Source organism: Staphylococcus sp. Y174-1, from assembly GCF_049897865.1.
In the GTDB taxonomy this organism is placed as follows: Bacteria; Bacillota; Bacilli; order Staphylococcales; family Staphylococcaceae; genus Staphylococcus; species Staphylococcus saprophyticus.
This window is the reverse complement of record NZ_JAFCXB010000003.1, coordinates 96,622-121,345: the sequence shown is the minus strand read 5'-3', so window position 1 is coordinate 121,345 and position 24,724 is coordinate 96,622. Positions and strand designations below refer to the sequence as shown.

The window sequence follows — 24,724 nt, the reverse complement described above, 5'->3', positions numbered from 1 at the left end:
ATTACGATTTGCATTAGAACTTAGCTTGATGTCATTTTTATCGATAGATATGGTAGTTTGCCTAATTATTTTTCAATGCTCTTAGATTTGATGAATGGCATCATATCACGGAGTTCTCTACCAACCGCTTCGATTTGATGACCATGTTGTTCTTCTCTTAATTTATGGAATTCTTCAAAATTATTTTGATTATCTTTAATGAATCGATCACTGAAGTTTCCTTTTTGAATATCATCTAATACAGCTTTCATATTATCTTTAACATCCGGTGTGATAATACGTGGTCCAGAAACATAGTCACCAAATTCAGCTGTATTTGAAATTGAATAGCGCATATTTTCCATACCGCCTTCATACATTAAATCAACAATCAATTTCATTTCATGCAATACTTCAAAGTATGCAATTTCTGGTTGGTAACCTGCTTCTACTAACGTTTCGAAACCAGATTGTACTAATTTAGTCGTACCACCACAAAGCACTGCTTGTTCACCGAATAAATCTGTTTCTGTTTCTTCTTTAAATGATGTTTCTAATACACCTGCACGTGTTGCACCGATACCTTTAGCATAGCTTAATGCTAAATCTCTAGCTTCACCACTCGGATCTTGTTCAACTGCGAATAGGGCAGGGACTGCGCTTCCTTCAGCAAATGTACGACGTACTAAATGTCCAGGTCCTTTAGGTGCTACTAAGAATACATCTACGTTTTCTGGTGGTTGAATAACACCGAAATGAATATTAAAACCATGCGCGAATACTAATGCATTGTTTGCTTCTAAGTTTGGTTCAATTTCTTCTTTATATACTTGGCCTTGAATTTCATCTGGTAATAACACCATGATGACATCAGCTTGTTTTGCTGCTTCATCTACAGGATATACTTCGAAGCCATCATCTTTAGCTTTGTCAAAAGAACGTCCAGGTCTGATTCCGATAATGACATCATAACCGTTGTCTTTTAAATTTTGAGCATGTGCGTGTCCCTGAGAACCATAGCCTATGATTGCTACTTTTTTACCTTGTAAAGCGTCTTTCGTAACTGATTGGTCATAATAAACTGTTGTCATAATAAAATCCTCCATTTTTGTAATTAAGTATAGTTGAAGCTTTGTTAAACTAATGCTGCTGAACCAGTTCTAGAAACTTGTTCAATTTCATATGATGATAGATCATCTAATAAGTTGTCCATTGTATATTGTGGGCCTGAAGCTTGAAGATACGTAAAAGGTGCTTCATGTTTTAATATAGAGACTAGCGCATCATATGGTTTGATTACATTTTGTAAATCTTGCTGATTCGTCGGTGTTTTTAATTTCACTAGCACCAACTCTCTGTTGTAAGTGTTACTTTCAGTAATGTCTTCAACATCAATAATGTTTATTTGTTTTTCTAGTTGTTGAAGTAGATTACGTAACACATCTCTATCAGGTACTTCTGCTACAAAAGTAATGTCCGAAATACCTTCTTCTAAAGTTGGAGTCGCTGACAATGTCACGATGTTAAACTGTCTACGGACGAAGATACTTGTTAAGCGATTTAACGTCCCAGCTTTATCTCTTACTTTTGTTCTAAAAGTCCTTCTCATAATAGCCCCTCCATTTCATGATTAGCTTTGCCGCTTGGTACCATTGGTGATACAGGTTCAATAGGTGAAATACGTACATCAATGAGTGCAGGTCCTTCATGTTGAAAAGCTGCATCTAACTGTTGTTCTAATTGGCTTGGATTTTCAACTAAGTAACCTTTCACGTTGTAAGCTTCAGCTAATTTCAAAAAGTCTGGTTGGCCATTAAATACTGAGTGAGAGAAACGTTTATTAAAGAATTTATCCTGCCATTGCTTAACCATGCCGAGTGTACCGTTGTTAATAATGACAATCTTGATATCAAGGTTGTATTCTTCTAAAATGGCCATTTCTTGGTTTGTCATTTGGAATCCACCATCACCAACAAAGGCAACGACTGTTTTATCAGGTGCTGCAAGTTTTGCTCCAATAGCAGCAGGGATACCAAATCCCATTGTGCCGAGACCACCACTTGTTACTAATTGACCATGATTTTTAAATGGAAAGAATTGGGCAACCCACATTTGATGTTGTCCGACATCGGTAGTTACTACGGCGTCACCTTGTGTAATTTCACCAATATATTCAATCGTTCTTTGAGGTTTAGAAAATACGCCGTCCTCATCTTCTTTATATGCAAAAGGTTGTTTAGCTTTATTTTCATTACAAGTTTCTAACCAGTCATCATGTCTAATTGAATAACTATCGAAATCTAATAATGCTTCTAAAGTTGCTTTACAGTCAGCAACGATACCTAAATCTACTTTGATGATTTTATTTATTTCAGATGCGTCGATGTCCACATGTACTATTTTGGCATTTGGTGCAAATGATTCTGGATCACTTGCTAATCTATCGTCAAACCGACTACCAAAGTTAATGAGTAAATCGCAATCCGTTAATGCCATATTGCTGGCATATGAGCCGTGCATACCACCCATACCTAAAAATAGGGGATGTTCATATGGTATAGCACCGAGACCTAATAGCGTACTAACGACAGGTAATTGATGTCTATTTACAAATTCAGTAAATACTTTATTGGCTTTGGCATGATTAATACCTGCACCTGAAAGTACAACAGGCTTTTTAGCACTTTTTAAATAATCACGTAGTTTTTGAATTTCTTCTTTTTTAGGTTGATTTGGTACGGAATAACCTGGTAATTCTAATTCTTCTGTTACTTGTGCGTTTGTTGATAAGATCCCCATATCTTTTGGAAAATCAATTACAACTGGACCTTTTCTACCAGTATTGGCGATATGAAACGCTTCATGAATGATAGTAGGGATGTCGTTTACATTTTTCACTTGATAATTGTGTTTTGTTATTGGTGTTGTCATTGAAAGTAAATCAGCTTCTTGGAAAGCATCTTTACCAATACCAGGTGTAGCGACTTGACCAGTGATGACAACAAGTGGCAATGAGTCACTATAAGCATCAGCAATACCTGTAATTGCATTGGTTGCTCCTGGCCCGCTTGTTACGACAACAACGCCTGTATTACCGGATACTCTTGCATACCCTTCAGCTGCGTGTGTAGCACCTTGTTCATGTCTTGCTAAGATATGTTCAATTTTCCCATCATAAAATGTGTCGTAAAGGGGGAGTACTGCACCACCCGGATACCCAAAGATAAAGTCTACGTTCTCATTTGCAAGTGATTCTACTAACAATTCTGACCCGGATTTCATCTCATCTATTGTTTGTTGTTCTATCTCTACCTCAGGTTCAACGGCTTCAGCTGCTTCTAAAGAATCAAAATTTTCTGACAATTCATTTTCAAGTGTTTCCGTTTGTTTAGACATAATGCTCACTCCTTAAATGAGATTTTCTGGTACTTGCATGATACCACCTGTATTAGCACTTGTTACTAATGCAGTGTAACGCGCAAGATAACCTGTTTTTACTTTTGCTTTAAATGGTTTTACGTTTTGCTTTCTAGCGTCTAATTCTTCAGTTGAAACATTGACATCTAATGTACGGTTCGTTAAATCAATCGTTATTTCATCTCCGTCATCTATTAATCCAATTGGACCACCTGCTGCAGCTTCTGGTGATATATGACCAACAGCAATACCACGTGTAGCACCTGAAAATCTTCCATCTGTGATAAGCGCTACATCTTTTCCTAAGCCTCGTCCTACAATGGATGAAGTAGGGGCTAACATTTCTGGCATCCCTGGACCACCTTTAGGGCCTTCATATCGGATAACAACTACGTGACCTTCACGAACATCATGGTTATCAATCGCTTCGACAGCTTCGTCATGTGAGTCAAAACAAATTGCTTTACCTTTAAAGACTTTAATGGAAGGGTCTACACCACCAACTTTTATAACAGCACCTTTGGGAGCGATATTTCCATAAAGGATGGAAAGTCCACCTTGTTTATCATATGGATTATCTAAATGTCTTATAACATCACTATTTAAGATTTCTTTATCTTCATTGTTTTCACGTAATGTTTTACCTGTAGCTGTAATTCTATCTGGATGCAATGTACCTTCTTTTTTAAATAATTCGTTTATGATAGCTGGAACACCACCAGCTTCATGTACATCATGCATTGAATAGGATGAGCTTGGTGCTATTTTTGAAAGATATGGTGTTTTCTTAGCAATTTCATTAATTCTTGTTAAATCATAATCAATACCTGCTTCATTTGCGATAGCAAGTGTATGCAGTACAGTATTGGTTGAACCACCCATGGCCATGTCTAATGCAAAAGCATCGTCAATTGCTTCTCGGGTTACAATATCTTTTGGTTTAAGATCGTTTTTAATATTATCTACTAGTTTGAATGCAGCTTCTCTAATCATTTCTCTACGTTGGTCACTTACTGCAAGTGCAGTACCATTATATGGAAGGGCTAACCCTAACACTTCCATTAAACAGTTCATTGAATTCGCAGTAAACATACCAGAACATGAACCACAAGTTGGACAAGCATTTTGTTCCATATCTAAAAATTCATCTTTTGAAATAGATCCATCTTTAAATGCACCAACTGCTTCGAACATTGAAGAAAGTGTTAAAGCTTTACCTTCTGAAGATAAACCGGCTTTCATTGGACCACCCGAACAAAAGATAGCTGGTACATTGGTACGAACAGATGCTAATAACATGCCTGGTGTAATTTTATCGCAATTTGGGATGTAGAATACACCATCAAACCAATGTGCATTAATAACTGTTTCAGCTGCATCAGCTATGATTTCTCTAGATGGTAGAGAATATCTCATTCCAATATGGCCCATTGCAATACCATCATCTACACCGATTGTGTCAAATTCAAAGGGAATCGCACCAGCTTCACGAATGGCTTCTTTAGCTATGTCTGCTAATTCTCTAAGATGTACGTGTCCAGGGACAATATCAATATATGAGTTACAAATTGCCACGAATGGCTTGTTCATATCTGTTGGTTTTTCTAATGCACCCGTTGCATGTAAAAGACTTCTTGCTGGTGCTTGTTGATCTCCTTTTTTGATCATGTCACTTCTCATATTTAATTCCCCCATAAAATTGAAAATAAAAAAAGTGTCCCAATAATTTATTGGGACACTTTAAAGTCCCATTCAACTAGAATAAGGACTTAAACGTTTAGTAGTTTCTTTACTAAAGTTCCAGTCCTATGAGCATAATAAAATGACTAAAATATTTGAAGTTGTTGGTTGAGCTTGCGTTGTATGTTTGGTCATTTTATTATACTCCTCTCGATAGAATGGTTTATTTTTTCTGATTTGTTTGAAATGTCTAAAAATTTGATAAATTAAATTTACTACATCAAATGGGTTGTGTCAATAACTTTTTGTATTTTTCTGTCAATTCAAATATTTCAAAATTAAAGGAACTTGTTTCACTTTGAAGTATTATATGGAAAAATTTGTTAAACTAGAGTAGTTAATTTTAAGATATATATAAAACCGTTAGTAAATGACAAGGCTATTCATAAGCTAACTCATATTAAATAAGAAAATCAGCTACGCACAATAAATTTAATGAAGGAATACCTGAGCTGAAGCTTATGCATAAATGTCGCTAACCAAATCATGTTAGCAGAATACTTGAGCAAAAGCTCATGCATAAAAGCAACTATTCACAATAAATTGTGAAGTTGCTTTAAAAAGGAGAGGCCAATGATAAAAATTAAAAATTTAGAAGATATGGAAACATTTGCTGGCATTTTAACAAAATATTTATCCGCTGGTGATGTGATTTTGTTAAATGGTGATTTAGGTGCGGGTAAGACAACGTTAAGTCAGTTTATAGGCAAAGCATTGGGCGTGAAGAGAAATATTAATTCTCCTACTTTTAATATCATAAAATCTTATCAAGGTAGTCATCTGAAATTACACCATATGGATTGCTATAGATTAGAAAATACGGAAGAAGATTTAGGCTTTGATGAATATTTTGAAGATCAAGCGATTGTATTAATAGAGTGGAGTCAATTTATTTCAGAATACCTTCCTGTAACGTCACTAACACTAGATATTAAAGCTATAAGCCCTACAGAAAGAACCATAGAATTGAACGCTATTGGAAAGCATTATATAGATATTAAGGAGTCGATTTTGCGTGAATTATCTACTGATTGATACATCTAATCAGCCTTTATCTGTTGCTATTATGCAAGATGATAAAGTACTAAGTGAGTTTAATACAAATGAAAAAAAGAACCATTCTGTTCAATTGATGCCAGCAATTGCTAATATATTAGAAGAAAGTCAATTAGATAAAAAGGAACTTGATGCAATTATTGTTGCGGAAGGTCCAGGATCTTATACTGGCTTAAGAATAGGTGTGACTGTAGCTAAGACATTGGCATATGCACTTAATACGAAGTTATACGGTGTGTCCTCATTAAAAGCCTTAGCAGCTACAGTAAAGGAAGAAAACATTTTAATTGTACCTGTCTTTGACGCAAGACGAGAAGCAGTTTATTCAGGTGTATATCAGTATCAAAATGGACATTTAGTACAATTGATTGAAGATCAGTATCTTTCGATTACAATGTTAAAGGAATTGCTATATAAACAAGGTGAACCTTTTAAATTTGTAGGGGCAGATACAGAAAAATTAGCTGATTTATTAAACCATGACTGCATACCTAATTTGCCAAAAGCAAAAGAAATGAAAGCACTGATTGATCATCCAACTGAAATTCATCAATTCAAACCCAACTATATTAAAATATCAGAGGCAGAGAGAAATTGGTTAGACCAACAGAACAAGAATTAAATATTCGTTTAATGGGTTTAAATGATGTGCCACAAGTATTTGATATTGAAAGAAATAGTTTTAATGATAGTAGTTGGTCAATTGATGCATTTTATCACGAAGTAGAGCAAAATGAATTTGCTCATTATTTTGTTATAGAATTTAATGAAAAAATTATTGGTTATATCGGAATTTGGTTAGTTATATATCAAGCACAAATTACCACAATTGCCATTGATGAAACATATAGAGGATACGGGTTAGGACAGTTATTACTTAAGTATGCTATGAATTACGTGCAGACAAAATGTGACGTGATGAGTTTAGAAGTACGAGTTGATAACGATGTAGCACAACATGTGTATACGAATTTAGGTTTTCAATATGGAGGAAAACGTAAAAATTATTATGGTGAAGGTGAGGATGCAATAGTGATGTGGGTGAATTTAAATGAGTGAAACAACATTGATATTAGCGATAGAATCAAGCTGTGATGAAACAAGTGTTAGCATTATTGAAAATGGAAAAAACATACTTAGTAATATCGTATTAAGTCAAATTGAGAGTCATAAACGATTTGGCGGTGTTGTCCCTGAGGTAGCAAGCAGACATCATGTTGAAGGGATTACGACAACCATTGATGAGGCATTAAACAGTGCCAATACTACAATGAATGATATTGATGCAGTGGCTGTAACACAAGGACCTGGCTTGATAGGTGCATTATTGGTAGGGATTAATGCTGCAAAAGCACTTGCATTTGCTTATGATAAACCATTAATTCCAGTTCATCATATTGCTGGTCATGTTTATGCGAATCATCTAGAAAAGCCATTACAGTTCCCTTTAATCGCACTGATTGTTTCAGGGGGACATACTGAATTAGTTTATATGAAAAATCATTTGAGCTTTGAAGTGATCGGTGAAACGCGAGATGACGCTGTTGGTGAGGCGTATGATAAAGTAGCGAGAACCATTGGATTAAGTTATCCGGGGGGACCTCAAGTAGATAATTTAGCGGCTCATGGTGAGGATAGTTACGATTTCCCTAGAGTATGGTTAGATAAAAACAGTTATGATTTTAGCTTTAGTGGTTTAAAAAGTGCAGTAATTAATAAATTGCATAACTTACGCCAAAAAGGTGAAGCAATAAATGAAGCAAACGTAGCTACAAGTTTTCAAAATAGTGTCGTTGAAGTATTGGTTGGTAAAACAATAGCGGCATGTAAAAATTATAACGTGAATCAACTTATAGTAGCTGGTGGTGTTGCAAGTAATAAAGGATTAAGAGCGCATTTAGCATCCGCATGTGAGTCAAATGACATCAATTTATCCATACCTAGTCCTAAACTATGTACAGATAATGCAGCAATGATAGGCGCTGCAGGTTATTATTTATTTAAAGCTGGTGTGACTGCAGATATGGCATTAAATGGTTACAATCATATGGATATTGAACAATGTTCAATTGAATCATAAAATAATAAAAGAACTGAGATATTTATATCTCAGTTTTTTTGTTAGTAAGTTAAATTTAAACAAATGAAATAAGGGTATAGGTATTTTAGATTAATTGAACAACATAAAATTTTTTGAGATGAAGATTTTTAAAGGATGAGAAATAAAATGAAAGCTGTACAATATTTCAATTTTCAAAATAGCTTAGCAGCATTAAATTTTTATGAAAAACATTTAGGAGCAACAAATATTCAACGTGTTAGCGGAGACAATGAGATGTTTAATGATATGCCTGAAGAATTTCAAGTACCTCCAGATTTTACGATGAATGCATCTTTTGAAATACTTGGAGAAAGATTTTATTGTAGTGACACGTGGAAAAATAAAAAGATTGATAATAGTGGTGTCATCGTGACATTTACTTTTAACCATAGTAATGAAGCGGATAAAGCAGCTGCTCAAGCATTTTTTGATAAAGCTGTTGAAGCTGGTTGTGAAGTGACGATGCCATTAGGTGCTACGCAATGGTCTGAATTTTATGGTATGTTCAACGATCCATTCGGTATTACATGGATGATTAATGCAGAATAAGTCGTATATCAAATTATAAAATACGCTTAATATTCAATAAGTGTTTTTTAAGTAATGGAGCATATCATGTAATCAAAGTGATTTTTGATTACGTCATATGCTCCTATTTTTAATTATTATGATTTGCTTTAGCTTTAGCACGATGGTAAACATGATTTGGAAATTCCATTATGCGTAATAATTCAATCGCATTTCTGGTATCAGCTTTGCCTGCTTTAATTTTAAAATCAAAAGAGATTTCATTATCTGTGATGGATTCATTAAAATGATAATTTGAATAAGTATCTTCTAATAAAGTGGATAACTCAATATCGTGTGTAGCTGCAATGATTCTAAAAGATTGTAAATGATTTAAATAAGTTAATACGGATTCTGATGCTGCACTCCGTTCCGTTGTATTGGTGCCCTTGAAAATTTCATCAATAAATACATATATCTTTTTATGTGATTGAATATCGAAAAGGCGTTTAATCGATTTAACTTCACTCATGAAGTAACTATCTCCAGATAAAATATCATCTTGATTAACCATTGAAGTATAAACAAGCCCTGGTTTGTAAATAAATTTATGCGCTGTTGCAGTATGAATTGTTTGAGATAACACAATATTCAAAGCGACGGCTTTCATAAATGTTGATTTGCCTGAAGCATTAGAACCAGTTAATAAAATATGTTGATCTACCGTTAAGGAATTAGGTACTGCATCAGAGATGAGCGGATGGGTTAAATTTTCAAATATAATCGAGTCATTCTGTGATGGTTCAGGTATGGTATAGTCATCTAATGTTTCTTGCCATAAAGCAACGGCATAATGATTATCGATACTTGCTACATAATCATAACAGGCCATTACTTCATCTTCGTATGTTTTAAAACTATTTTGAATTAAATGGAACAAATGGTAATCCAACATAAATATTAATTTAAAAAGCATTGAGAAAATTGAAGTTTCATCATTCGTATTCACGCGCCCGAGTAATCCACTAAAACGACGTGCTGTCGTAAAATGTTTGAAATTAACATCTAAACTAGGTGTTTGTTCAAGTTGCTGAATTGCATATGCTTTTTTAATAACATTAGATGTATAGAACATTGAATTTAAATCTTGCTCAAATGTCCGTTTTAAGAAACCACTCAAAATCATATTATAAATACAAGCAATGATGATTAATGGGATTCCAACACTTGGTGATATGAAAGATAAAAGTAAACCTACAATAGGGATATATGTACAAATCATATAAAAGTGATTTCGTTTTATAAATGCAATTTGATCAGGAAAAATTGGATAAATAGATTTTCCGATTTGTGCTAAGTGCAATGACAGTTGATTTCTAAAATGACTATCCGATTTAAAGTGATGTATGAGTGACTGATTATTTACTTCAAACATCTGTCTTAATGTAGCAAAAAGTCTCATTTCACCAATTGCTGTAAAATTAAAATTCATATTTTGCAACACACTATCTAAATTTAAATCGGACCAGGTTTTATCATCGAGTAGTTCATCGCTATCATGCTTATGCTTATATGTATCGAATTGATAACTATAATTATGATTTGGTCTAATGAATGATTCTAATGGTCGTTGTGCTGACCATAACATTTTTATCTTTGTCATTAATTTTTTATTTTCAATGATAGGCATGATGATTGTTAATAATAGGGAGGCTAATATCAATGCAATAATAAACCATAAAATTGCAGGCATAGTTACAAAACTTCCTTTCAATAACTTAAATTTGTACTTGTTCATTATGACATTGTCTCATTTGTTTCACAAACTAGATTTGTCTATGACTACATGAGACAAAAATGATGTCAATAGGGAACGTGCGTACTTATCAACAAATAGTGCACAACTTGTGGATAAGTCGGTGCAAATGGTGTGGATAGGGATTGAATTCTGAATTTTATATAGAAATAAACATTACATTTTACTTGTGGATAACTAGGATAACTTTGTGGATAGCTTTTATCATAAGTTTTTTTGTGTGAATAGTTTTGGTGATGAATCATGAAATAAAAAAATGAAAGTAGAAAATTCTACTTTCATTTTTTAATAGGATGAGCGTTTAAATTAACTTTTCTTGTAATTCTGCCCATTCAGACATAACCTGTTCTAATTTTTGTTCGGTATGTTGTTTGGATATTGCTAAATCATTCGCTTTTTCAGGGTTTGAATATACATCAGGTAATGTGAGCTGCTCATTGATTTCATTAATTTGCGCTTCAAATTGCTCAATATCTGCTTCACAAGTTTCAATTTGGCGTTCGATTTGACGTTGTTCACGTTTCTGAGCTTTCTGATCAATATAAGAATTAGTTGTTGATGCTTCTATTTCAGGTGAAGTAGGATTCTCTGAGTCTTTTTTCGCTTGTATTGCTGCTTGCTCTTCTACTTTTTCAATGAAGTATTGATAATCACCTAAATACATCGTGCCACCGTCATAATTTAAATCATATACTTTATTAGCTAGTTGATTAATGAAATAACGGTCATGTGAAACAAAAAGAATTGTGCCCTTAAAATTATCCAAAGCTTGTTCTAACATCTCTTTAGAATCAATATCTAGATGGTTGGTAGGCTCATCTAATATGAGTACATTATTACGTTCTAACATTAATAAAGCGAGTTGCAGTCGTGCTTTTTCTCCACCAGATAAATCATTAATAATTTTTTTTACATCTTCTTGAACGAATAGGAAACGACCTAAAACAGCTCTGATATCTTTTTCATTCATAGTAGGGTATTGATCCCATAAATAATCTAAGATCGTTTTATTTGATTTAAATTCAGCTTGCTTTTGATCATAGTAACCTATTTTTAAATTGGCACCCGTTGTGACTTCGCCGCCTAATTGATCATGTAGACCAGCGATGGTTTTAATTAAAGTTGATTTACCTATACCATTCGGGCCAATAATAGCGATATGATCACCCTTTGTAACTTCGATATTAATCCCTTTTGTAATAGGTGTATTGTACCCAATCTCTAGATTTTTTATATGGAATACGTCATTACCTGTATTACGGTCGAAATCAAATTGAATATTTGTACTTTTAGCATCAATCATAGGTTTATTAATGCGATCGATTTTATCTAACTTTTTGCGACGACTTTTTGCCATCCCAGTCGTAGAGGCACGCGCAATGTTTTTTTCTACGAATGTTTCTAAGCGTTTGATTTCAGCTTGTTGACTTTCATAGGCTTGCATGCGCTTTTCGTAATACTTATCTCGTTGTTCTATGAATTGTGCATAGTTTCCTACATAGTGTTGTACATCACCGAGTGCTACATCATATATTTGAGTGACAATTTTATCTAAGAAGTATCTATCGTGACTGATGATTACAATGGCCCCGTTAAAATAATTCAAATAACTTTCTAGCCATTGAGTTGTTTCCATGTCTAAATGGTTGGTAGGCTCATCGAGTAATAATAAATCTGGTTCACTTAGTAACATTTGTGCTAAAGATAGTCGGGTCTTTTGACCACCACTAAAATCATTAATGGGTCTATTAAAATCTGACTCAGTGAAGTTTAAGCCATGTAGCACCGTTTTAATTTTACTTTCATATTGATAGCCATCTTGTTGTTCAAATGTGTTTGATAATGACTCATAACGATCAATATGTATTTTATATGCTTCTGTATCGTATTCATTGGCATGTTGTGCAAGCCAATCCGTTTCTTTTTTCATTTCTAGTTCTAATTTTTTCATTGCTTCAAATGGCTTAGACATTTCTTCAAATACAGTTTGATTTGTGTCTAAGGTCATTTGTTGTGTTAAGTAACCAAGTTTTAAATTTTTACTTTTAGATACATAACCACTATCATACCCTTCGACGCCAGCGATTATTTTCATTAATGTTGATTTTCCAGCTCCATTACGTCCGACAATTCCAATACGTTCGCCCGTTTTGACTTCGAAATCCACATTGTTAAAAATATCTTCACCGTCGAATGACTTTGTTAAATCATTAAGTTGTAATAATATCATCCGATTTGCACCTCTCTATTCAATTATCATTCTACAGTATTCACGCTGTGGTTAAAACTATCATTGTTTATTTTTATGATGCATTCATGTATAATGTTGTAGTGATTATAAGATTATACAGTATTAGACATTGAAATAGGGGGAAATGATCTTGGCTAATCAAAGCGAAAAGATTCCTCGTGCTACATTGAAACGTTTACCGTTATATTATAGATTCGTCAATACATTAAAATCAAAAGGTATAGACAGAGTTAATTCAAAAGCAATTAGTGAAGGCTTAAACATTGATTCTGCAACGATACGTAGGGATTTTTCATATTTTGGTGAATTAGGTAAAAAGGGTTACGGCTATAATATAGATAGCTTATTACATTTTTTTAAAAACGAAATAAGCGAAAACGATGAAATTAAGATTGCAATTGTAGGTGTAGGGAACTTAGGTAAAGCATTATTAACATATAACTTCTCAATACATGATGAAATGACAATAACAGAAGCATTTGATATTCGAGAAGAGGTCATTGGTACACAAATAGGGAAAGTGACAGTTAGTCCATTTGAAAAAATTACAGACATACTATCGCATGAACAGATAGATGTCGTTATTCTGACAACGCCTGAGGAAGCGGCTCAGAAGGTTGCTGATACATTAGTGAAAGCAGGCGTTAAAGGTATATTGAACTTTACGCCTAGTCGTGTACAAACGCCATCCGATGTACAAGTACATCACATTGATTTGGGTATAGAACTGCAATCTTTATTATTCTTTATGAAGAATTATAGTCATAAATAAAATGTAATGAACTAGTTTTTGATAAATACGGCATGTGATAACCATGTGGACAAAGTATTTATGGAAAGCTAGTTTTTTATTTGTCTTCGAGTTGTTAATTATTTTAAAAGCTAGCTGATTTTTAAAATAAATTTTCGTGAAACTGTAAGGTTGAAATTTTATACGAAATCTAATATTATTAATCTTATTGATTTTATCGGGAAAGAGGTTATGATATGACATGGTTAATTATCAGTGGACTGGTCGTAGGCGCTCTATTGGGGTTTGTTATGCAGCGAACACGATTTTGTCTAGCTGGTGGATTTAGGGATATGTATATTCAAAAGAGTAACAAAATGTTTTACGCCTTATTAATTGCGATTTCTGTACAAAGTATTGGCTTATTGCTATTAACTTCAACAGGATTAGTTGAAATACCAGAGTCAACATATCCTATCATTGGTACAGTGATTGGATCATTTATTTTTGGATTAGGTATTATTATGGCAGGTGGCTGTGCTACAGGAACATGGTATAGAGCTGGTGAAGGACTAATCGGTAGTTGGATGGCGTTAATTGCTTATGCTTTTACTTCCGCCGCAACAAAATTTGGTTTATTACTACCATTAATGAACGGTTTAAATAAACCTACTAATGTAAATACGAGTATGTCACAAACAACAGGTATTCCAACCTGGGTTTTCGTAATTGTACTCATAGTAATCACTTTATTCTTCGTAGTAAAAACATTACGTAAACCAAAACCAAAATTTGCAGTACCTAAATTAAAGCAAAAATTCACAGGTATACGTCATTATTTATTTGAGAAAAAATATCACCCATTTGTGGCAGCAATCGCAGTAGGACTTATCGCATTGCTCGCATGGCCAGTGAGTGAATCAACTGGTAGAATGTATGGTTTAGGTATTACAACACCTTCTGCAAACTTGGTACAATTTTTTGTAACGGGTGACTTGAAATTATTGGACTGGGGTGTCTTCCTGGTTCTAGGTATATTCTTTGGCTCTTATATTGCGGCTAAAGGTGCTAAAGAGTTTAAATGGAGATTACCGGATAAAAAAACAATACGCAATAGTATTATAGGCGGTGTGTTAATGGGATTTGGTGCATCTGTAGCAGGTGGTTGCTCTATAGGGAATGGTTTAGTTGAGACAGCGACAATGTCATGGAAAGGCTGGATTGCACTTGCTTCAATGATATTAGGCGCATGGACAATGAGTTATTTTGTATTTATTAGACCAATGAAAAAAGCACAAAGCCAAACTTCAAACACGAAAGTTTCATCACAAACGCAAACATCATAATTAAAATGGAGGTAATACGATATGGTACATGAATTAGGTACAGTTGGAATGGTTTGTCCATTTCCATTAATAGAAGCACAAAAGAAAATGAATACATTAGACAATGGTGAAGAATTAAAAATTGACTTCGATTGTACACAAGCAACAGAAGCATTACCTAACTGGGCAGCAGAGCAAGGTTACCCCGTAACGAATTACGAACAATTAGACGATGCTTCATGGACGATTACAATTCAAAAAGCTTAAATATACATTAAACCAATTTGTTTAATCTAAGGTAGTATACCTTGATTGAAGCAAATTGGTTTTTAATTTAAATAGTATTTAAAGCGATTCCATTATGATAGAATTGATATTGTTCATAATAGTGAAGTAATGAGAGTGAGAAACTATGAAAAATATTGATGATATAGCAAAACTAGCCGGTGTCTCTAAAAGTACAGTTTCTAGATATTTAAATGATGGCTCGGTAAGTATGAAAACAAAAGAAAAATTAGATAAAATCATACATGAACATGATTATCAGCCGAATCAATTCGCACAAAGCTTAAGAGCATATCGTACAAATATGATAGGCGCTATCATACCAAGAATGAATTCGTTTGCAGTTGATGAAACGATTAAAGGTGTTAAAACGATATGCGATAAACAAAATTATAGGCTATTGCTTAATTACACCAATTTGAATTCAGATTTAGAACTAGATGCACTAGAGACTTTTTACAGAAGTAAAGTGGACGGGATTATCTTTATGGCCACAGATATTACAGATAAACATTTAGAAGTGATTCATAAAATCAATGTACCTGTGATCATTGTTGGTCAAACTCATGAACAATTACATTGTATTGTTCACGATGATTATCAAGCTGGTTATCTTGTTGGAGATACACTGGGAAAACAGGGCTATAAGGATATTCAATTTTTTGGTGTTACGGAGACAGATACGGCTGTAGGTATATATAGAAAGCAAGGATTTATCGATGGACTTAAAGTTCATGGTATTGAGCCCAGTATTTCGATAACATCTTTTAACTATCAAGAAGCCAAACCAGACGTAGCTAGCGTATTACAAAAATATCCACATTTTGATGCCATCGTAGGGGGGACTGATTCGATAGCTTTAGCTGTTCATAAATATAATTCGGAACATCATATGTCTAAATATATCGTTGGTTTTGGTGGAGATCCAGTTACAAAAATTGTTTCGCCATCTATACATACGGTGAGATATGCTTTTGATTATGCAGGAGAAGTTGCTATGGAAAAATTAAATCAATTAATACAACATAAAGACGTAGAAAAACAAATCACTATTGAAATTGACCATTCGTTTAAAAATTAAACGAAACATGATATTATAAATATGAATAAATGGAACCGGTACCAAAAATGACAATGAATTACTTGAAACTAGGAGGAAGCTCGAAATGGTAGAGTGGACAAAGGAAGCACGTTATCAAAAATATGAAGACGCAGATCAACAATATTTAGCTGAATTAACAGAACGTGTTAATCAATCTAAATACAGACAAACTTTTCATATACAACCTAAATCAGGTTTACTTAATGATCCAAATGGATTGATATATTTTAATGGTAATTATTATATATCACATCAGTGGTTCCCATTAGGACCAGTGCATGGACTAAAATATTGGTATACATATACGAGTAAAGATCTTATTCATTTTAATGCAGTAGGACCAACACTCAAACCAGATACAAACGACGATAGTCATGGTGTATATAGTGGTAGTGCATTTGAATATAACCAGCATTTATATTATATGTATACTGCGAATCATCGCGATGAAGATTGGCATCGAATTTCTACCCAACAGATAGCAAAAATGACAAAGAATGGAGAAATAAAAAAATTTCCAAAGCCTGTCATTTCAGCACCACCTTTTGGTTACACGCAACACTTTAGAGACCCGAAAGTTTATCAAAAAGATGGTACATATTATGCTGTAATTGCTGCACAAAATATTGACAAGCAAGGTCGTATTTTACAATATCGATCCTCAGATATTGTTAATTGGGAATTCCAAGGTGAAATACAAACAAATTTAGATAATTTTGGTTTTATGTGGGAATGTCCAGATTATTTCAATTTAAATGGATATGATATGTTATTATTCTGTCCACAAGGTATTGACGCTGAAGGGGATCAGTTTAGAAATATTTATCAATCAGGCTACATCATGGGACAATATGATATGAATCAATTAACTATGAATCATGGTGATTTTCATGAGTTAGATCATGGATTTGATTTTTATGCGCCACAAACATTTTTAGATGAACAAGGACAGCGTATACTCATTGGTTGGATGGGCTTACCAGAAATTAATTATCCAACTGATGAAGACGGATGGGCACATTGTTTAACTATTCCACGTGTACTTACAGTAGACGAAGGTAATTTAAAACAACGTCCGATTAAAGCACTAGAAAAGTTACGTTCAAATGAAGAAACTGCTTTGGGATATGCTAATAAATTTACGAAACAGTTACATCCATATGAAGGTAAACAGTTTGAATTAATTATTGATATTTTGGAAAATGAAGCAACAGAAGTATACTTTGAAGTGAGAACGAGTAAAACGGAGACGTCGCTAATTACGTATAATACTAAAGAACAAAAATTAACATTTGATAGAAGTGAAAGTGGACCATTGCCTAATCCTGTAGAAGGTACGTCTCGTAGTACTTATTTAGATACACCTTTATCGCAGTTACAGTTATATGTAGATACTTCAAGTATTGAAATTTTCTGTAACGATGGAGAACGAGTGATGTCCTCTAGAATATTTTCTGGAGAAGATGCAACTGGCATTAAAACATCAACAGAATCAGGACAAGTATACTTACGATTTACAAAATATGATTTGAAAGGTGATACACAATGAGACGTCTACTCGCAATAGGTGAAGCACTAATTGATTTTATACCTAATACAACAGATTCTAAACTCAAAGATGTAGAAGGATTTTCGAGACAAGTTGGTGGGGCACCTTGTAATGTTGCTTGTACTACGACAAAATTAGGTGGTCAGGCAGAAATGATTACCCAATTAGGAGAAGATGCTTTCGGTGATCTTATCGTAGAAACATTAGAAGATTTGGGTGTCGGTACGCAATATTTGAAACGTTCATCTGAAGCGAATACTGCGCTCGCATTTGTAAGTTTAACTAAAGAGGGAGAAAGGGATTTTTCATTTTATCGTAAGCCTTCGGCAGATATGCTATATAATGAAGAACAAGTGAGTCAAATAGAAGTAACGGAACAAGATATACTACACTTTTGTTCAGTAGACCTCGTAGATAGTCCGATGAAAATGGCCCATAAAGCCCTAATTGAAAAAGTTAGACATGCTAATGGGACAGTTGTATTTGATCCTAATGTGCGTTTACCGTTATGGGATAGTGAAGCGGATTGTAAATCAGCAATTCAAGCATTTGTACCTTTTGCAGATATCATCAAAATTTCCGATGAAGAACTGTCATTTGTGACAGGATATGAAGATGAGAGCCAAGCAATTCAATGGCTATTTCAAGGACATGTCCAAGCGGTTATTTATACCAAAGGTGCAGAAGGTGCTGCAATTTACTTAAAGGATGGAACAACAATTGTTGAGCAAGGCTATAAAGTGAAGGCGATTGATACGACAGGTGCTGGTGATGCATTTATTGGTGCGGTGATTAGTAGATTATTGGATAGTAATGAGCGAGATATAATCCAGTTACTGAAGAGTGAGGGGCATGCTATCCTAGAATTTAGTAATTATGTTGCTGCTATCGTCACGACGCAATACGGTGCAATAGAAAGTATCCCTTCACTAGACAAAGTGAAAGAAGCATTAAATATTAAATAGGAATTGTTGAAGCAATCAAAAAAGAAAGCCAAACCATTTGTCAGTAATGACTATTGGTTTGGCTTTTTTATGTATATTATATTTTTTTGACATTTCTAACAGATGCATAGCAATGTTCATTATTTTTAAAATAGACAACACGTGACTTAGAGTCAATAGAATCTATATTGTGTCTATTGACGACAAAGCTATTATGACATCTGAAAAATCGCTCATCAAGTTGATCTAATTCTTTTAAATTGCCATAAAACTCAATTTGACGATTATCAAGATGTGCAATCAATCGATGCGATTTAGTAGATGATTCAAAGAACATAACATCATCATATTGGACATAAATCGAATTACTTCCACGTTTTAATTCAATTGTTTCAACACTACTTTCTTTTGAAAGAAGCTTCAATCTTGATTCTGAAGTTTCAAGACAGTCAATAATTCTTGATTTTAATTCATCTGGATCATCTTTAAAAATGAAATCCATCGCGGCTACCTTATAGACAAATGTTAGGTAAGTTAACTCACTGTGACTTGTAACAAAGATGATATTACCTACAGGATCATGTTTACGAATCTCACTAGCAAGTTTGATACCATTAATATCAGCTTCAAGCTGAATATCTAAAAAATAACACCCAATATCATTGAGGTTCTTAGAGCGTTCTAAGATGTCATAAGGATCAGCAGTGGCAACTTCGATTTCCATTGGCTTTTCTTCAATCATGATGTAGTTATTAATAATAGAAACCATGTGCTCACGTTGTCTTTCATCATCTTCACAAATGAATATTTTCACAGTTACACATCCTTATGAATCAGAATTTAAAATTTCTACCTTTTGGATAAAGTAGTTATTATCAATGGTTGTATCTAATAAAACATTTGTTGTGGAATCCGTCAATTCCTTCAGAGTAGATAAACCGAGACCACGATTCTTTCCTTTTGTAGAAAAGTTTTCTTGGAAAAGGGTATGAACTTTTGGCATATTTGGTTCGCATTTATTCATAACGATGAACATAACAGAATCATCTTCGTTTTTAATAAACGCGATACGTATCAATGGATCATCTTCAATTTTTTCTGAAGCTTCTATCGCATTATCCAGTATAATACCAATAATTCTACTTAAATTAATCGTTGACATTTCAATTTTTTCAATTGGGTCAGGTACCTCTATACTGATACGGATACTTTTTTCTTGTGCTTGTAATATCTTTGTTGTTAGCAGTCCTTTAATTTCTCGAATATGTAAGTTCTCAAGACCATTGATTTTAATTGCATTCATTTGCATGCTATCTTGCATTGGAAGTATTTCAGATCGAAAATACTTTCTAAGTCCATTCATATCTTCTTCTCTAATAAAATCAGATAAAGTAGATAAGATGTTGACATAGTCATGTCTGAATTTGCGCATCTCATGGTTAATTTTTTCAATTTGTAATGTGTATTTATAATAATTCTCAATTTCTTGCATATTACGTTTGTATTGTATTTGGCGAATAATGCTAAAAGAAATTGTAATGATAAGAATAGCAGTGGTGATAATGACAACTGCATACATAATCGAAATGAATTTTGCATCACCAAAAGACATCTCTCTATTAGGTAAATAAAAGTAAATTAGACCTAAGATAGTTAATAAAAATAGGCTAACTAATGTTAAATATATTTTATTTAACGATAAGTCTGAAACTGATAATTGTTTAATAAAGAATTTTGCTATATAAGCGTAAATTATGGAGAATATAGTGAATGAAATAGCTACAAATAGCATATAAACACTATCAATACCAATTGCATTTACAATCACACTACTTAACCATAAACTTGTAAAGTTAGCCATGTATAAAATGAAAAAACAGATTAATGAAGTAACAACTCCTATAAATTTGTTTTTATAATACATAAGAATTGTACTTGTAAAAAATAAAAATATAACAGATGCAGAAGAAAAAATAAAAAACAAAATGGTTGAAGGGATTATTATTCCAATAATTGAAATAAAATCCCTTTTAGTATAGCGGATGCCGCTAATAAGTTTCATATTGTAAAATATAATAATTGCTTGTAATAATGAGAAAAACAAAGAATAAAAAAATGTCATATTATACACACTTTCTACATAACTATTATTCGTAAAGATCTGTTAATTCTTTTGGAATTTCAGATTCATCAGTATAACCAAAACAAGGATTGATAGTAGATATTGAACCTATAGAAGCAAAGACTTTAGCGAAATAATTTGAAATAGATTTTGAAATAGATTTTGAAATAGATTTTATAACATTCATTATTAATAATCCTCCTTAGGGAAAAATATCGGGAACTGCAAAATAGATATAATCACAATACCTAATAACATTAATTGCTGGTAGGGCTCATTTAAAAAGAGCGAAATTAATAAAAAGATTAATGTTAAACATATTGCTTTAATTTTTTTACCTCTTCTTAGTCGTTCAGGTATAGGTTGCTTTTTAGTAGCAGAAGGTGCATATATACTAATTATGATTAATCCAACTAGTGCTAAAGTATACATAATTAGAGATGACACTTGTACATACCCGACTATCCAAGGTAGTAAAACAAAATAAATTACACTTTGTATATAACAAAGTAAAGAATTCTTAGCGTGTGCGCCATGCGCAAAGTGTCTAATTAAAAAAAATGTTAAATGAACAGTTAGTGTGTATAAAAACATATGGCAAAGGAGTGAAACACCATAAATAACAATTGTTTTAAAGAAATTATTTACGACAACTTGCATACCTAAACGCATCTTTAAATATTCAATACGGTCCAAGTTATTTCGTTGTTGCAGTTGTTTAGCAAAATTGTCTATTTTAGCATCTATAAATTTTACCATGTTGGTTTCTCTCCTTACTCGTATTATACAATTGTAATTAAGTTTTATGCGTCTTATTGCTTAACTGTATATTTTGAATTCCTAACTGTTTGAAAATCTTATCTGACTAATTTTATCATATTTTTAAAAACATTTAGGCACGAATTTTGTCGAGTTAGGGAATTTTTAACTCTAAGTAGAAAAATCATGGTTAAATGTACTTGTATCACAAAGAAGTGATTACATTTTACAAATCATTTAATCAAATTTTGTTTGAAATTTTTGTTTGAATGATGAAGTTGGTTAGACTTTTGAGCAGGGGTCTAATGAACACACTAATCTTTGTAACTGTACTTTCTTCGTATAGTTGTTATAGTTACACAATTAGTACTCGTTTTTTCAATTAATTGATTACAAACAAGAGGAGGCTGATGTAGTGACAAACCATTTCTCAGCAGTAATTAGTGATTTCGTAAAATAATACTTTCAGGTACACAACGCGCTTAAGCAAATTAAGCAATCCCTAATTTGAATTTGTAGAACATTCCCAGTCTCAATTCAAATATCATTTTAACATTGTCTATAACAGAGACAATTTAAAGTTTTAACATGTAAGTTATCGTAAACATCATTCAATTTATCATTTTAAATCGGTAAATTCACTAAATTTTTTCATAATTACTAACATCCCCAAAAATAGATAGAGAAATAACTGTAAAAACATTCCCTTAATAATAAGTTACAAAAACCGTGAGTCCCTCCCAAGCTCACGGTTTTTTATTATTTATATAAATGTGGTCGTAAATTTTTAAACACTGGAATAGTGTCTCTTTGCTTGTCAACTTCCTCCAAATCAATTTCGCAAGTTATGTGGTCAGGTTTATAACCTAATTGTGACAATATTTCGCCATTAGGATTAATGACGATAGAATTACCTGCGTATTCCGTTTGACCATCATCTCCACATCCATTACATCCAATGACATACATATCATTTTCAATAGCACGTGCTTTTAATAGCGCAATCCAATGATCTAATCTGACTAATGGCCATTGTGCAACATAAAAAGCAATTTGTGCATCTTTACGTGCTGGATAACGTAATAATTCGGGGAAACGTAAATCGTAGCAAATGATTTGTGTGACTCTCGCACCATTCGATAAATTAAATGGCTCAGGCACAGCATTACCTGCATTTAAAAAGCTAGGTTCATTCAACATGGGTACTAAGTGTACTTTATCGTAGTTATTTAAAAGTTTTCCGTATTTTGAAACGGCAAAGGCAGTATTATATACTTCATTACTTTTTGCATTTGAAACAGATCCAGCAATAACATCAACCTGATACTTTATTGCAAGTTTAGAAATAAACTCGTAACTACGAGACAATCGGCTATCAGATAATGCTTGAAGTTGTGGTAGGGCATATCCGTTATTCCACATTTCAGGTAATACAACGACATCTGTTTGTGATGTAACATAGTTAGAAAACCAAGTAGCAATTGTTTCTTCATTTAATTCTGTATTTGCTGGTTCTACTTTAAATTGAAAAATTTCTATATTCATATTCATCGCCCCTTAAAAGCTGTTTGTCCCAATATACTAAAAAAATTCTGATAACTCAAAGTAAGCACTGTTTGAATAATTTATTTGATAAAAAAAACGAGGTTAGACAATATCATCTATGTCCGAACCTCGTTAATTTTATAGAAAACGATGAATCGCAGGTTAATTTATTATTTTCTAACTAAGAAACGATCTTTAACATCTTGGAATGCTTTTTCTCCAGCTTCGTCACGAATGTTACCAAATGGCATTTGTGCAACAAGTTTCCAAGTTTTAGGAATATCGAAAGCCTCTGTAACTGCAACATCTACCAGTGGGTTATAATGTTGTAAAGATGCTCCGATACCTTTTATTCCTAATGCTGTCCAAACAGCAAATTGGTGCATTGCATTTGTTTGAGTTGACCAAACAGCAAAGTTTTCAGCATAGTTTGGCATTTGATTTTGTAATCCTTCAACAACGTCTTGGTCTTCAAAATAAAGAATTGTACCGTGCGAATGTTTGAAGTTATCAACTTTGTCAGCAGTTGCTTGGAATTCACGATCTGGACCCATTGCATTTTTAAGTTCTCTTTTAGTAATGTCCCAAAATTTATCATGATTATCATTTAATAATAAAACGATACGTGTAGATTGTGAGTTAAATGAAGATGGTACATGTTTAATGGCATGTTCAATAATATCCTCAACTTCTTTATCAGATATAGAAATTTCTTTTTCTAAACTGTAAATAGAACGTCTTGTTTCAATTGCATTTTGAAAAGTTTCTAATGTTGAAGCATTTTTTGTAAATAATCCCATGTGAAAAATCTCCTTCAAGTCAATTTATTTTATATACCTAGTATAATTATTATATCTTTATTTGTAAATAGATTTTACATAAAATTTCAAAAGTATTAATATTTTCTTTCAAAAACCAACTTTTAATGAAAAAGTATAGTATTTTCTATATACTGTACATAAATATATTTGTTTTTTAATGGAGGTGATGATGTGAAGCGGTATAATGCTCATAAATTTGTGATATCAAGTTTTGCTATTGCTTTAAGTACGTCTATAGTTGCGCACCCGACACAAGCAATAGAACAGCAAGAAAATGAATTAGATAAAAATGCGCAAAATAATAGTTCATCAGTTATTAAGGATGATAATGATGTATTAACTAAAAATAGTAAAAATACAAATAAAAATGATCAAAGCAGTGATGTAGACCGTTCTAATAATGTGTCACTTCCTAGCAATCAAAAAGTATCTGATAGTCAAACTAGAGCAACTGAACAAACAGATAACACGAGTGAAGTGAATGACGAAGAACGATCAACCGGAGATCCAAATAAACAAAACGAAAAAGAAGATAAACAGTCAGCCGAAGATCTAGATAAACAAAATGGAAAAGAAGATAAACAGTCAGCCGAAGATCCAGATAAACAAAATGGAAAAGAAGATAAACAGTCAGCCGAAGATCCAGATAAACAAAATGGAAAAGAAGATAAACAG

23 protein-coding genes are annotated in these 24,724 nt (G+C 33.0%); 11 read left to right on the top strand and 12 right to left on the bottom strand.

What is annotated here, in order from left to right; translation table 11 throughout:
* Positions 1 to 65: 65 nt before the first annotated feature.
* From ilvC to ilvD, 4 genes are read right to left on the bottom strand one after another with little or no spacing between them, the layout of a single operon-like run.
* A complete protein-coding gene (gene ilvC, locus ACP7BT_RS11415; RefSeq protein WP_037538061.1) occupies positions 66 to 1,070 on the bottom strand; it encodes a ketol-acid reductoisomerase in 1,005 nt (334 codons plus the stop codon).
* A gap of 44 nt (positions 1,071 to 1,114) precedes the next feature.
* A complete protein-coding gene (ilvN, locus tag ACP7BT_RS11410) occupies positions 1,115 to 1,588 on the bottom strand; it encodes an acetolactate synthase small subunit (RefSeq protein ID WP_002482765.1) in 474 nt (157 codons plus the stop codon).
* Positions 1,585 to 3,375, bottom strand: coding sequence for a biosynthetic-type acetolactate synthase large subunit (gene ilvB, locus ACP7BT_RS11405; protein WP_426303775.1), 1,791 nt, complete (start codon positions 3,373 to 3,375; stop codon positions 1,585 to 1,587). Before ilvB ends, ilvN begins: the two co-directional genes overlap by 4 nt.
* A 12-nt stretch (positions 3,376 to 3,387) precedes the next feature.
* Positions 3,388 to 5,076 (bottom strand): dihydroxy-acid dehydratase, encoded by a 1,689-nt coding sequence (gene ilvD, locus ACP7BT_RS11400; RefSeq protein WP_037538073.1) that lies wholly within the window; start codon positions 5,074 to 5,076, stop codon positions 3,388 to 3,390.
* Between the two features lie 633 nt (positions 5,077 to 5,709).
* Here ilvD and tsaE point away from each other — a divergent pair.
* The 5 genes from tsaE (at position 5,710) to ACP7BT_RS11375 (ending at position 8,842) form a co-directional block, all read left to right on the top strand.
* Positions 5,710 to 6,171: a tRNA (adenosine(37)-N6)-threonylcarbamoyltransferase complex ATPase subunit type 1 TsaE gene (gene tsaE, locus ACP7BT_RS11395; RefSeq protein ID WP_041079879.1), complete on the top strand. Its 462-nt coding sequence runs from the start codon at positions 5,710 to 5,712 to the stop codon at positions 6,169 to 6,171.
* Positions 6,152 to 6,814, top strand: coding sequence for a tRNA (adenosine(37)-N6)-threonylcarbamoyltransferase complex dimerization subunit type 1 TsaB (tsaB, locus tag ACP7BT_RS11390; RefSeq protein WP_069795162.1), 663 nt, complete (start codon positions 6,152 to 6,154; stop codon positions 6,812 to 6,814). Before tsaE ends, tsaB begins: the two co-directional genes overlap by 20 nt.
* Positions 6,787 to 7,251, top strand: coding sequence for a ribosomal protein S18-alanine N-acetyltransferase (gene rimI, locus ACP7BT_RS11385; protein WP_426303774.1), 465 nt, complete (start codon positions 6,787 to 6,789; stop codon positions 7,249 to 7,251). Before tsaB ends, rimI begins: the two co-directional genes overlap by 28 nt.
* Positions 7,244 to 8,272 carry a tRNA (adenosine(37)-N6)-threonylcarbamoyltransferase complex transferase subunit TsaD gene (gene tsaD / locus ACP7BT_RS11380; RefSeq protein ID WP_002482771.1) on the top strand — a complete coding sequence of 343 codons (1,029 nt, stop codon included), beginning with the start codon at positions 7,244 to 7,246 and terminating at the stop codon, positions 8,270 to 8,272. The genes rimI and tsaD overlap by 8 nt, the downstream gene beginning before the upstream one ends.
* 147 nt (positions 8,273 to 8,419) lie before the next feature.
* Entirely contained in the window at positions 8,420 to 8,842 is a 423-nt protein-coding gene (locus tag ACP7BT_RS11375; protein ID WP_002482772.1) for a VOC family protein, read from the top strand.
* A 109-nt stretch (positions 8,843 to 8,951) separates the two neighbouring features.
* Here the strand turns inward: ACP7BT_RS11375 and ACP7BT_RS11370 are convergent, their stop codons facing one another.
* Together ACP7BT_RS11370 and ACP7BT_RS11365 are read right to left on the bottom strand one after the other, a co-directional pair.
* Positions 8,952 to 10,553 carry a MutS-related protein gene (locus ACP7BT_RS11370; RefSeq protein WP_426303773.1) on the bottom strand — a complete coding sequence of 534 codons (1,602 nt, stop codon included), beginning with the start codon at positions 10,551 to 10,553 and terminating at the stop codon, positions 8,952 to 8,954.
* A gap of 364 nt (positions 10,554 to 10,917) precedes the next feature.
* Positions 10,918 to 12,846 carry an ABC-F family ATP-binding cassette domain-containing protein gene (locus ACP7BT_RS11365; RefSeq protein WP_069821660.1) on the bottom strand — a complete coding sequence of 643 codons (1,929 nt, stop codon included), beginning with the start codon at positions 12,844 to 12,846 and terminating at the stop codon, positions 10,918 to 10,920.
* A gap of 145 nt (positions 12,847 to 12,991) precedes the next feature.
* Here ACP7BT_RS11365 and ACP7BT_RS11360 point away from each other — a divergent pair, with 145 nt between their 5' ends.
* From ACP7BT_RS11360 to ACP7BT_RS11335, 6 genes are all read left to right on the top strand, one after another.
* Positions 12,992 to 13,639: a redox-sensing transcriptional repressor Rex gene (locus tag ACP7BT_RS11360; RefSeq protein ID WP_002482775.1), complete on the top strand. Its 648-nt coding sequence runs from the start codon at positions 12,992 to 12,994 to the stop codon at positions 13,637 to 13,639.
* A 215-nt stretch (positions 13,640 to 13,854) separates the two neighbouring features.
* The gene (locus ACP7BT_RS11355) at positions 13,855 to 14,943 is read left to right on the top strand and encodes a YeeE/YedE family protein (RefSeq protein WP_037538082.1); all 1,089 of its coding nucleotides are present in this window, start codon (positions 13,855 to 13,857) and stop codon (positions 14,941 to 14,943) included.
* Between the two features lie 21 nt (positions 14,944 to 14,964).
* Positions 14,965 to 15,189: a sulfurtransferase TusA family protein gene (locus ACP7BT_RS11350; protein WP_002482777.1), complete on the top strand. Its 225-nt coding sequence runs from the start codon at positions 14,965 to 14,967 to the stop codon at positions 15,187 to 15,189.
* A gap of 145 nt (positions 15,190 to 15,334) precedes the next feature.
* Entirely contained in the window at positions 15,335 to 16,288 is a 954-nt protein-coding gene (locus ACP7BT_RS11345; protein WP_002482778.1) for a LacI family DNA-binding transcriptional regulator, read from the top strand.
* 85 nt (positions 16,289 to 16,373) lie between these two features.
* The gene (locus ACP7BT_RS11340) at positions 16,374 to 17,858 is read left to right on the top strand and encodes a sucrose-6-phosphate hydrolase (RefSeq protein WP_041079874.1); all 1,485 of its coding nucleotides are present in this window, start codon (positions 16,374 to 16,376) and stop codon (positions 17,856 to 17,858) included.
* Positions 17,855 to 18,823 (top strand): carbohydrate kinase family protein, encoded by a 969-nt coding sequence (locus tag ACP7BT_RS11335; RefSeq protein ID WP_002482780.1) that lies wholly within the window; start codon positions 17,855 to 17,857, stop codon positions 18,821 to 18,823. Before ACP7BT_RS11340 ends, ACP7BT_RS11335 begins: the two co-directional genes overlap by 4 nt.
* A 76-nt stretch (positions 18,824 to 18,899) precedes the next feature.
* Here the strand turns inward: ACP7BT_RS11335 and agrA are convergent, their stop codons facing one another.
* From agrA to ACP7BT_RS11305, 6 genes are all read right to left on the bottom strand, one after another.
* Positions 18,900 to 19,616: a quorum-sensing response regulator AgrA gene (gene agrA, locus ACP7BT_RS11330; protein WP_002482781.1), complete on the bottom strand. Its 717-nt coding sequence runs from the start codon at positions 19,614 to 19,616 to the stop codon at positions 18,900 to 18,902.
* A 12-nt stretch (positions 19,617 to 19,628) separates the two neighbouring features.
* Complete coding sequence (gene agrC / locus ACP7BT_RS11325; RefSeq protein ID WP_041079873.1) at positions 19,629 to 20,924, bottom strand: quorum-sensing sensor histidine kinase AgrC; 1,296 nt, start codon at positions 20,922 to 20,924, stop codon at positions 19,629 to 19,631.
* Positions 20,925 to 20,949: 25 nt separating this feature from the next.
* A complete protein-coding gene (gene agrD / locus ACP7BT_RS11320; protein WP_002482783.1) occupies positions 20,950 to 21,111 on the bottom strand; it encodes a cyclic lactone autoinducer peptide AgrD in 162 nt (53 codons plus the stop codon).
* 2 nt (positions 21,112 to 21,113) lie between these two features.
* Positions 21,114 to 21,683, bottom strand: a complete 570-nt coding sequence (locus ACP7BT_RS11315; RefSeq protein ID WP_041079872.1) for an accessory gene regulator AgrB — start codon at positions 21,681 to 21,683, stop codon at positions 21,114 to 21,116.
* A 759-nt stretch (positions 21,684 to 22,442) separates the two neighbouring features.
* Positions 22,443 to 23,228 (bottom strand): carbon-nitrogen family hydrolase, encoded by a 786-nt coding sequence (locus ACP7BT_RS11310; RefSeq protein WP_011302730.1) that lies wholly within the window; start codon positions 23,226 to 23,228, stop codon positions 22,443 to 22,445.
* A 170-nt stretch (positions 23,229 to 23,398) separates the two neighbouring features.
* Positions 23,399 to 24,028 (bottom strand): nitroreductase family protein, encoded by a 630-nt coding sequence (locus ACP7BT_RS11305; protein ID WP_069821659.1) that lies wholly within the window; start codon positions 24,026 to 24,028, stop codon positions 23,399 to 23,401.
* Positions 24,029 to 24,724 lie beyond the last annotated feature (696 nt).

Coding starts and splice junctions, on each gene's coding strand:
- ACP7BT_RS11315 (WP_041079872.1), bottom strand. CDS start 21,683: ATGGTAAAATTTATAGATGCTAAAATAGACAATTTTGCTAAACAACTG.
- ACP7BT_RS11335 (WP_002482780.1), top strand. CDS start 17,855: ATGAGACGTCTACTCGCAATAGGTGAAGCACTAATTGATTTTATACCT.
- agrD (WP_002482783.1), bottom strand. CDS start 21,111: ATGAATGTTATAAAATCTATTTCAAAATCTATTTCAAAATCTATTTCA.
- ACP7BT_RS11340 (WP_041079874.1), top strand. CDS start 16,374: ATGGTAGAGTGGACAAAGGAAGCACGTTATCAAAAATATGAAGACGCA.
- ilvC (WP_037538061.1), bottom strand. CDS start 1,070: ATGACAACAGTTTATTATGACCAATCAGTTACGAAAGACGCTTTACAA.
- tsaD (WP_002482771.1), top strand. CDS start 7,244: ATGAGTGAAACAACATTGATATTAGCGATAGAATCAAGCTGTGATGAA.
- ACP7BT_RS11355 (WP_037538082.1), top strand. CDS start 13,855: ATGACATGGTTAATTATCAGTGGACTGGTCGTAGGCGCTCTATTGGGG.
- ACP7BT_RS11370 (WP_426303773.1), bottom strand. CDS start 10,553: ATGCCTGCAATTTTATGGTTTATTATTGCATTGATATTAGCCTCCCTA.
- ACP7BT_RS11360 (WP_002482775.1), top strand. CDS start 12,992: ATGATCTTGGCTAATCAAAGCGAAAAGATTCCTCGTGCTACATTGAAA.
- ACP7BT_RS11345 (WP_002482778.1), top strand. CDS start 15,335: ATGAAAAATATTGATGATATAGCAAAACTAGCCGGTGTCTCTAAAAGT.
- ilvD (WP_037538073.1), bottom strand. CDS start 5,076: ATGAGAAGTGACATGATCAAAAAAGGAGATCAACAAGCACCAGCAAGA.
- tsaE (WP_041079879.1), top strand. CDS start 5,710: ATGATAAAAATTAAAAATTTAGAAGATATGGAAACATTTGCTGGCATT.
- ilvN (WP_002482765.1), bottom strand. CDS start 1,588: ATGAGAAGGACTTTTAGAACAAAAGTAAGAGATAAAGCTGGGACGTTA.
- agrC (WP_041079873.1), bottom strand. CDS start 20,924: ATGACATTTTTTTATTCTTTGTTTTTCTCATTATTACAAGCAATTATT.
- ACP7BT_RS11310 (WP_011302730.1), bottom strand. CDS start 23,228: ATGAATATAGAAATTTTTCAATTTAAAGTAGAACCAGCAAATACAGAA.
- ACP7BT_RS11365 (WP_069821660.1), bottom strand. CDS start 12,846: ATGATATTATTACAACTTAATGATTTAACAAAGTCATTCGACGGTGAA.
- ACP7BT_RS11350 (WP_002482777.1), top strand. CDS start 14,965: ATGGTACATGAATTAGGTACAGTTGGAATGGTTTGTCCATTTCCATTA.
- ACP7BT_RS11305 (WP_069821659.1), bottom strand. CDS start 24,028: ATGGGATTATTTACAAAAAATGCTTCAACATTAGAAACTTTTCAAAAT.
- ilvB (WP_426303775.1), bottom strand. CDS start 3,375: ATGTCTAAACAAACGGAAACACTTGAAAATGAATTGTCAGAAAATTTT.
- ACP7BT_RS11375 (WP_002482772.1), top strand. CDS start 8,420: ATGAAAGCTGTACAATATTTCAATTTTCAAAATAGCTTAGCAGCATTA.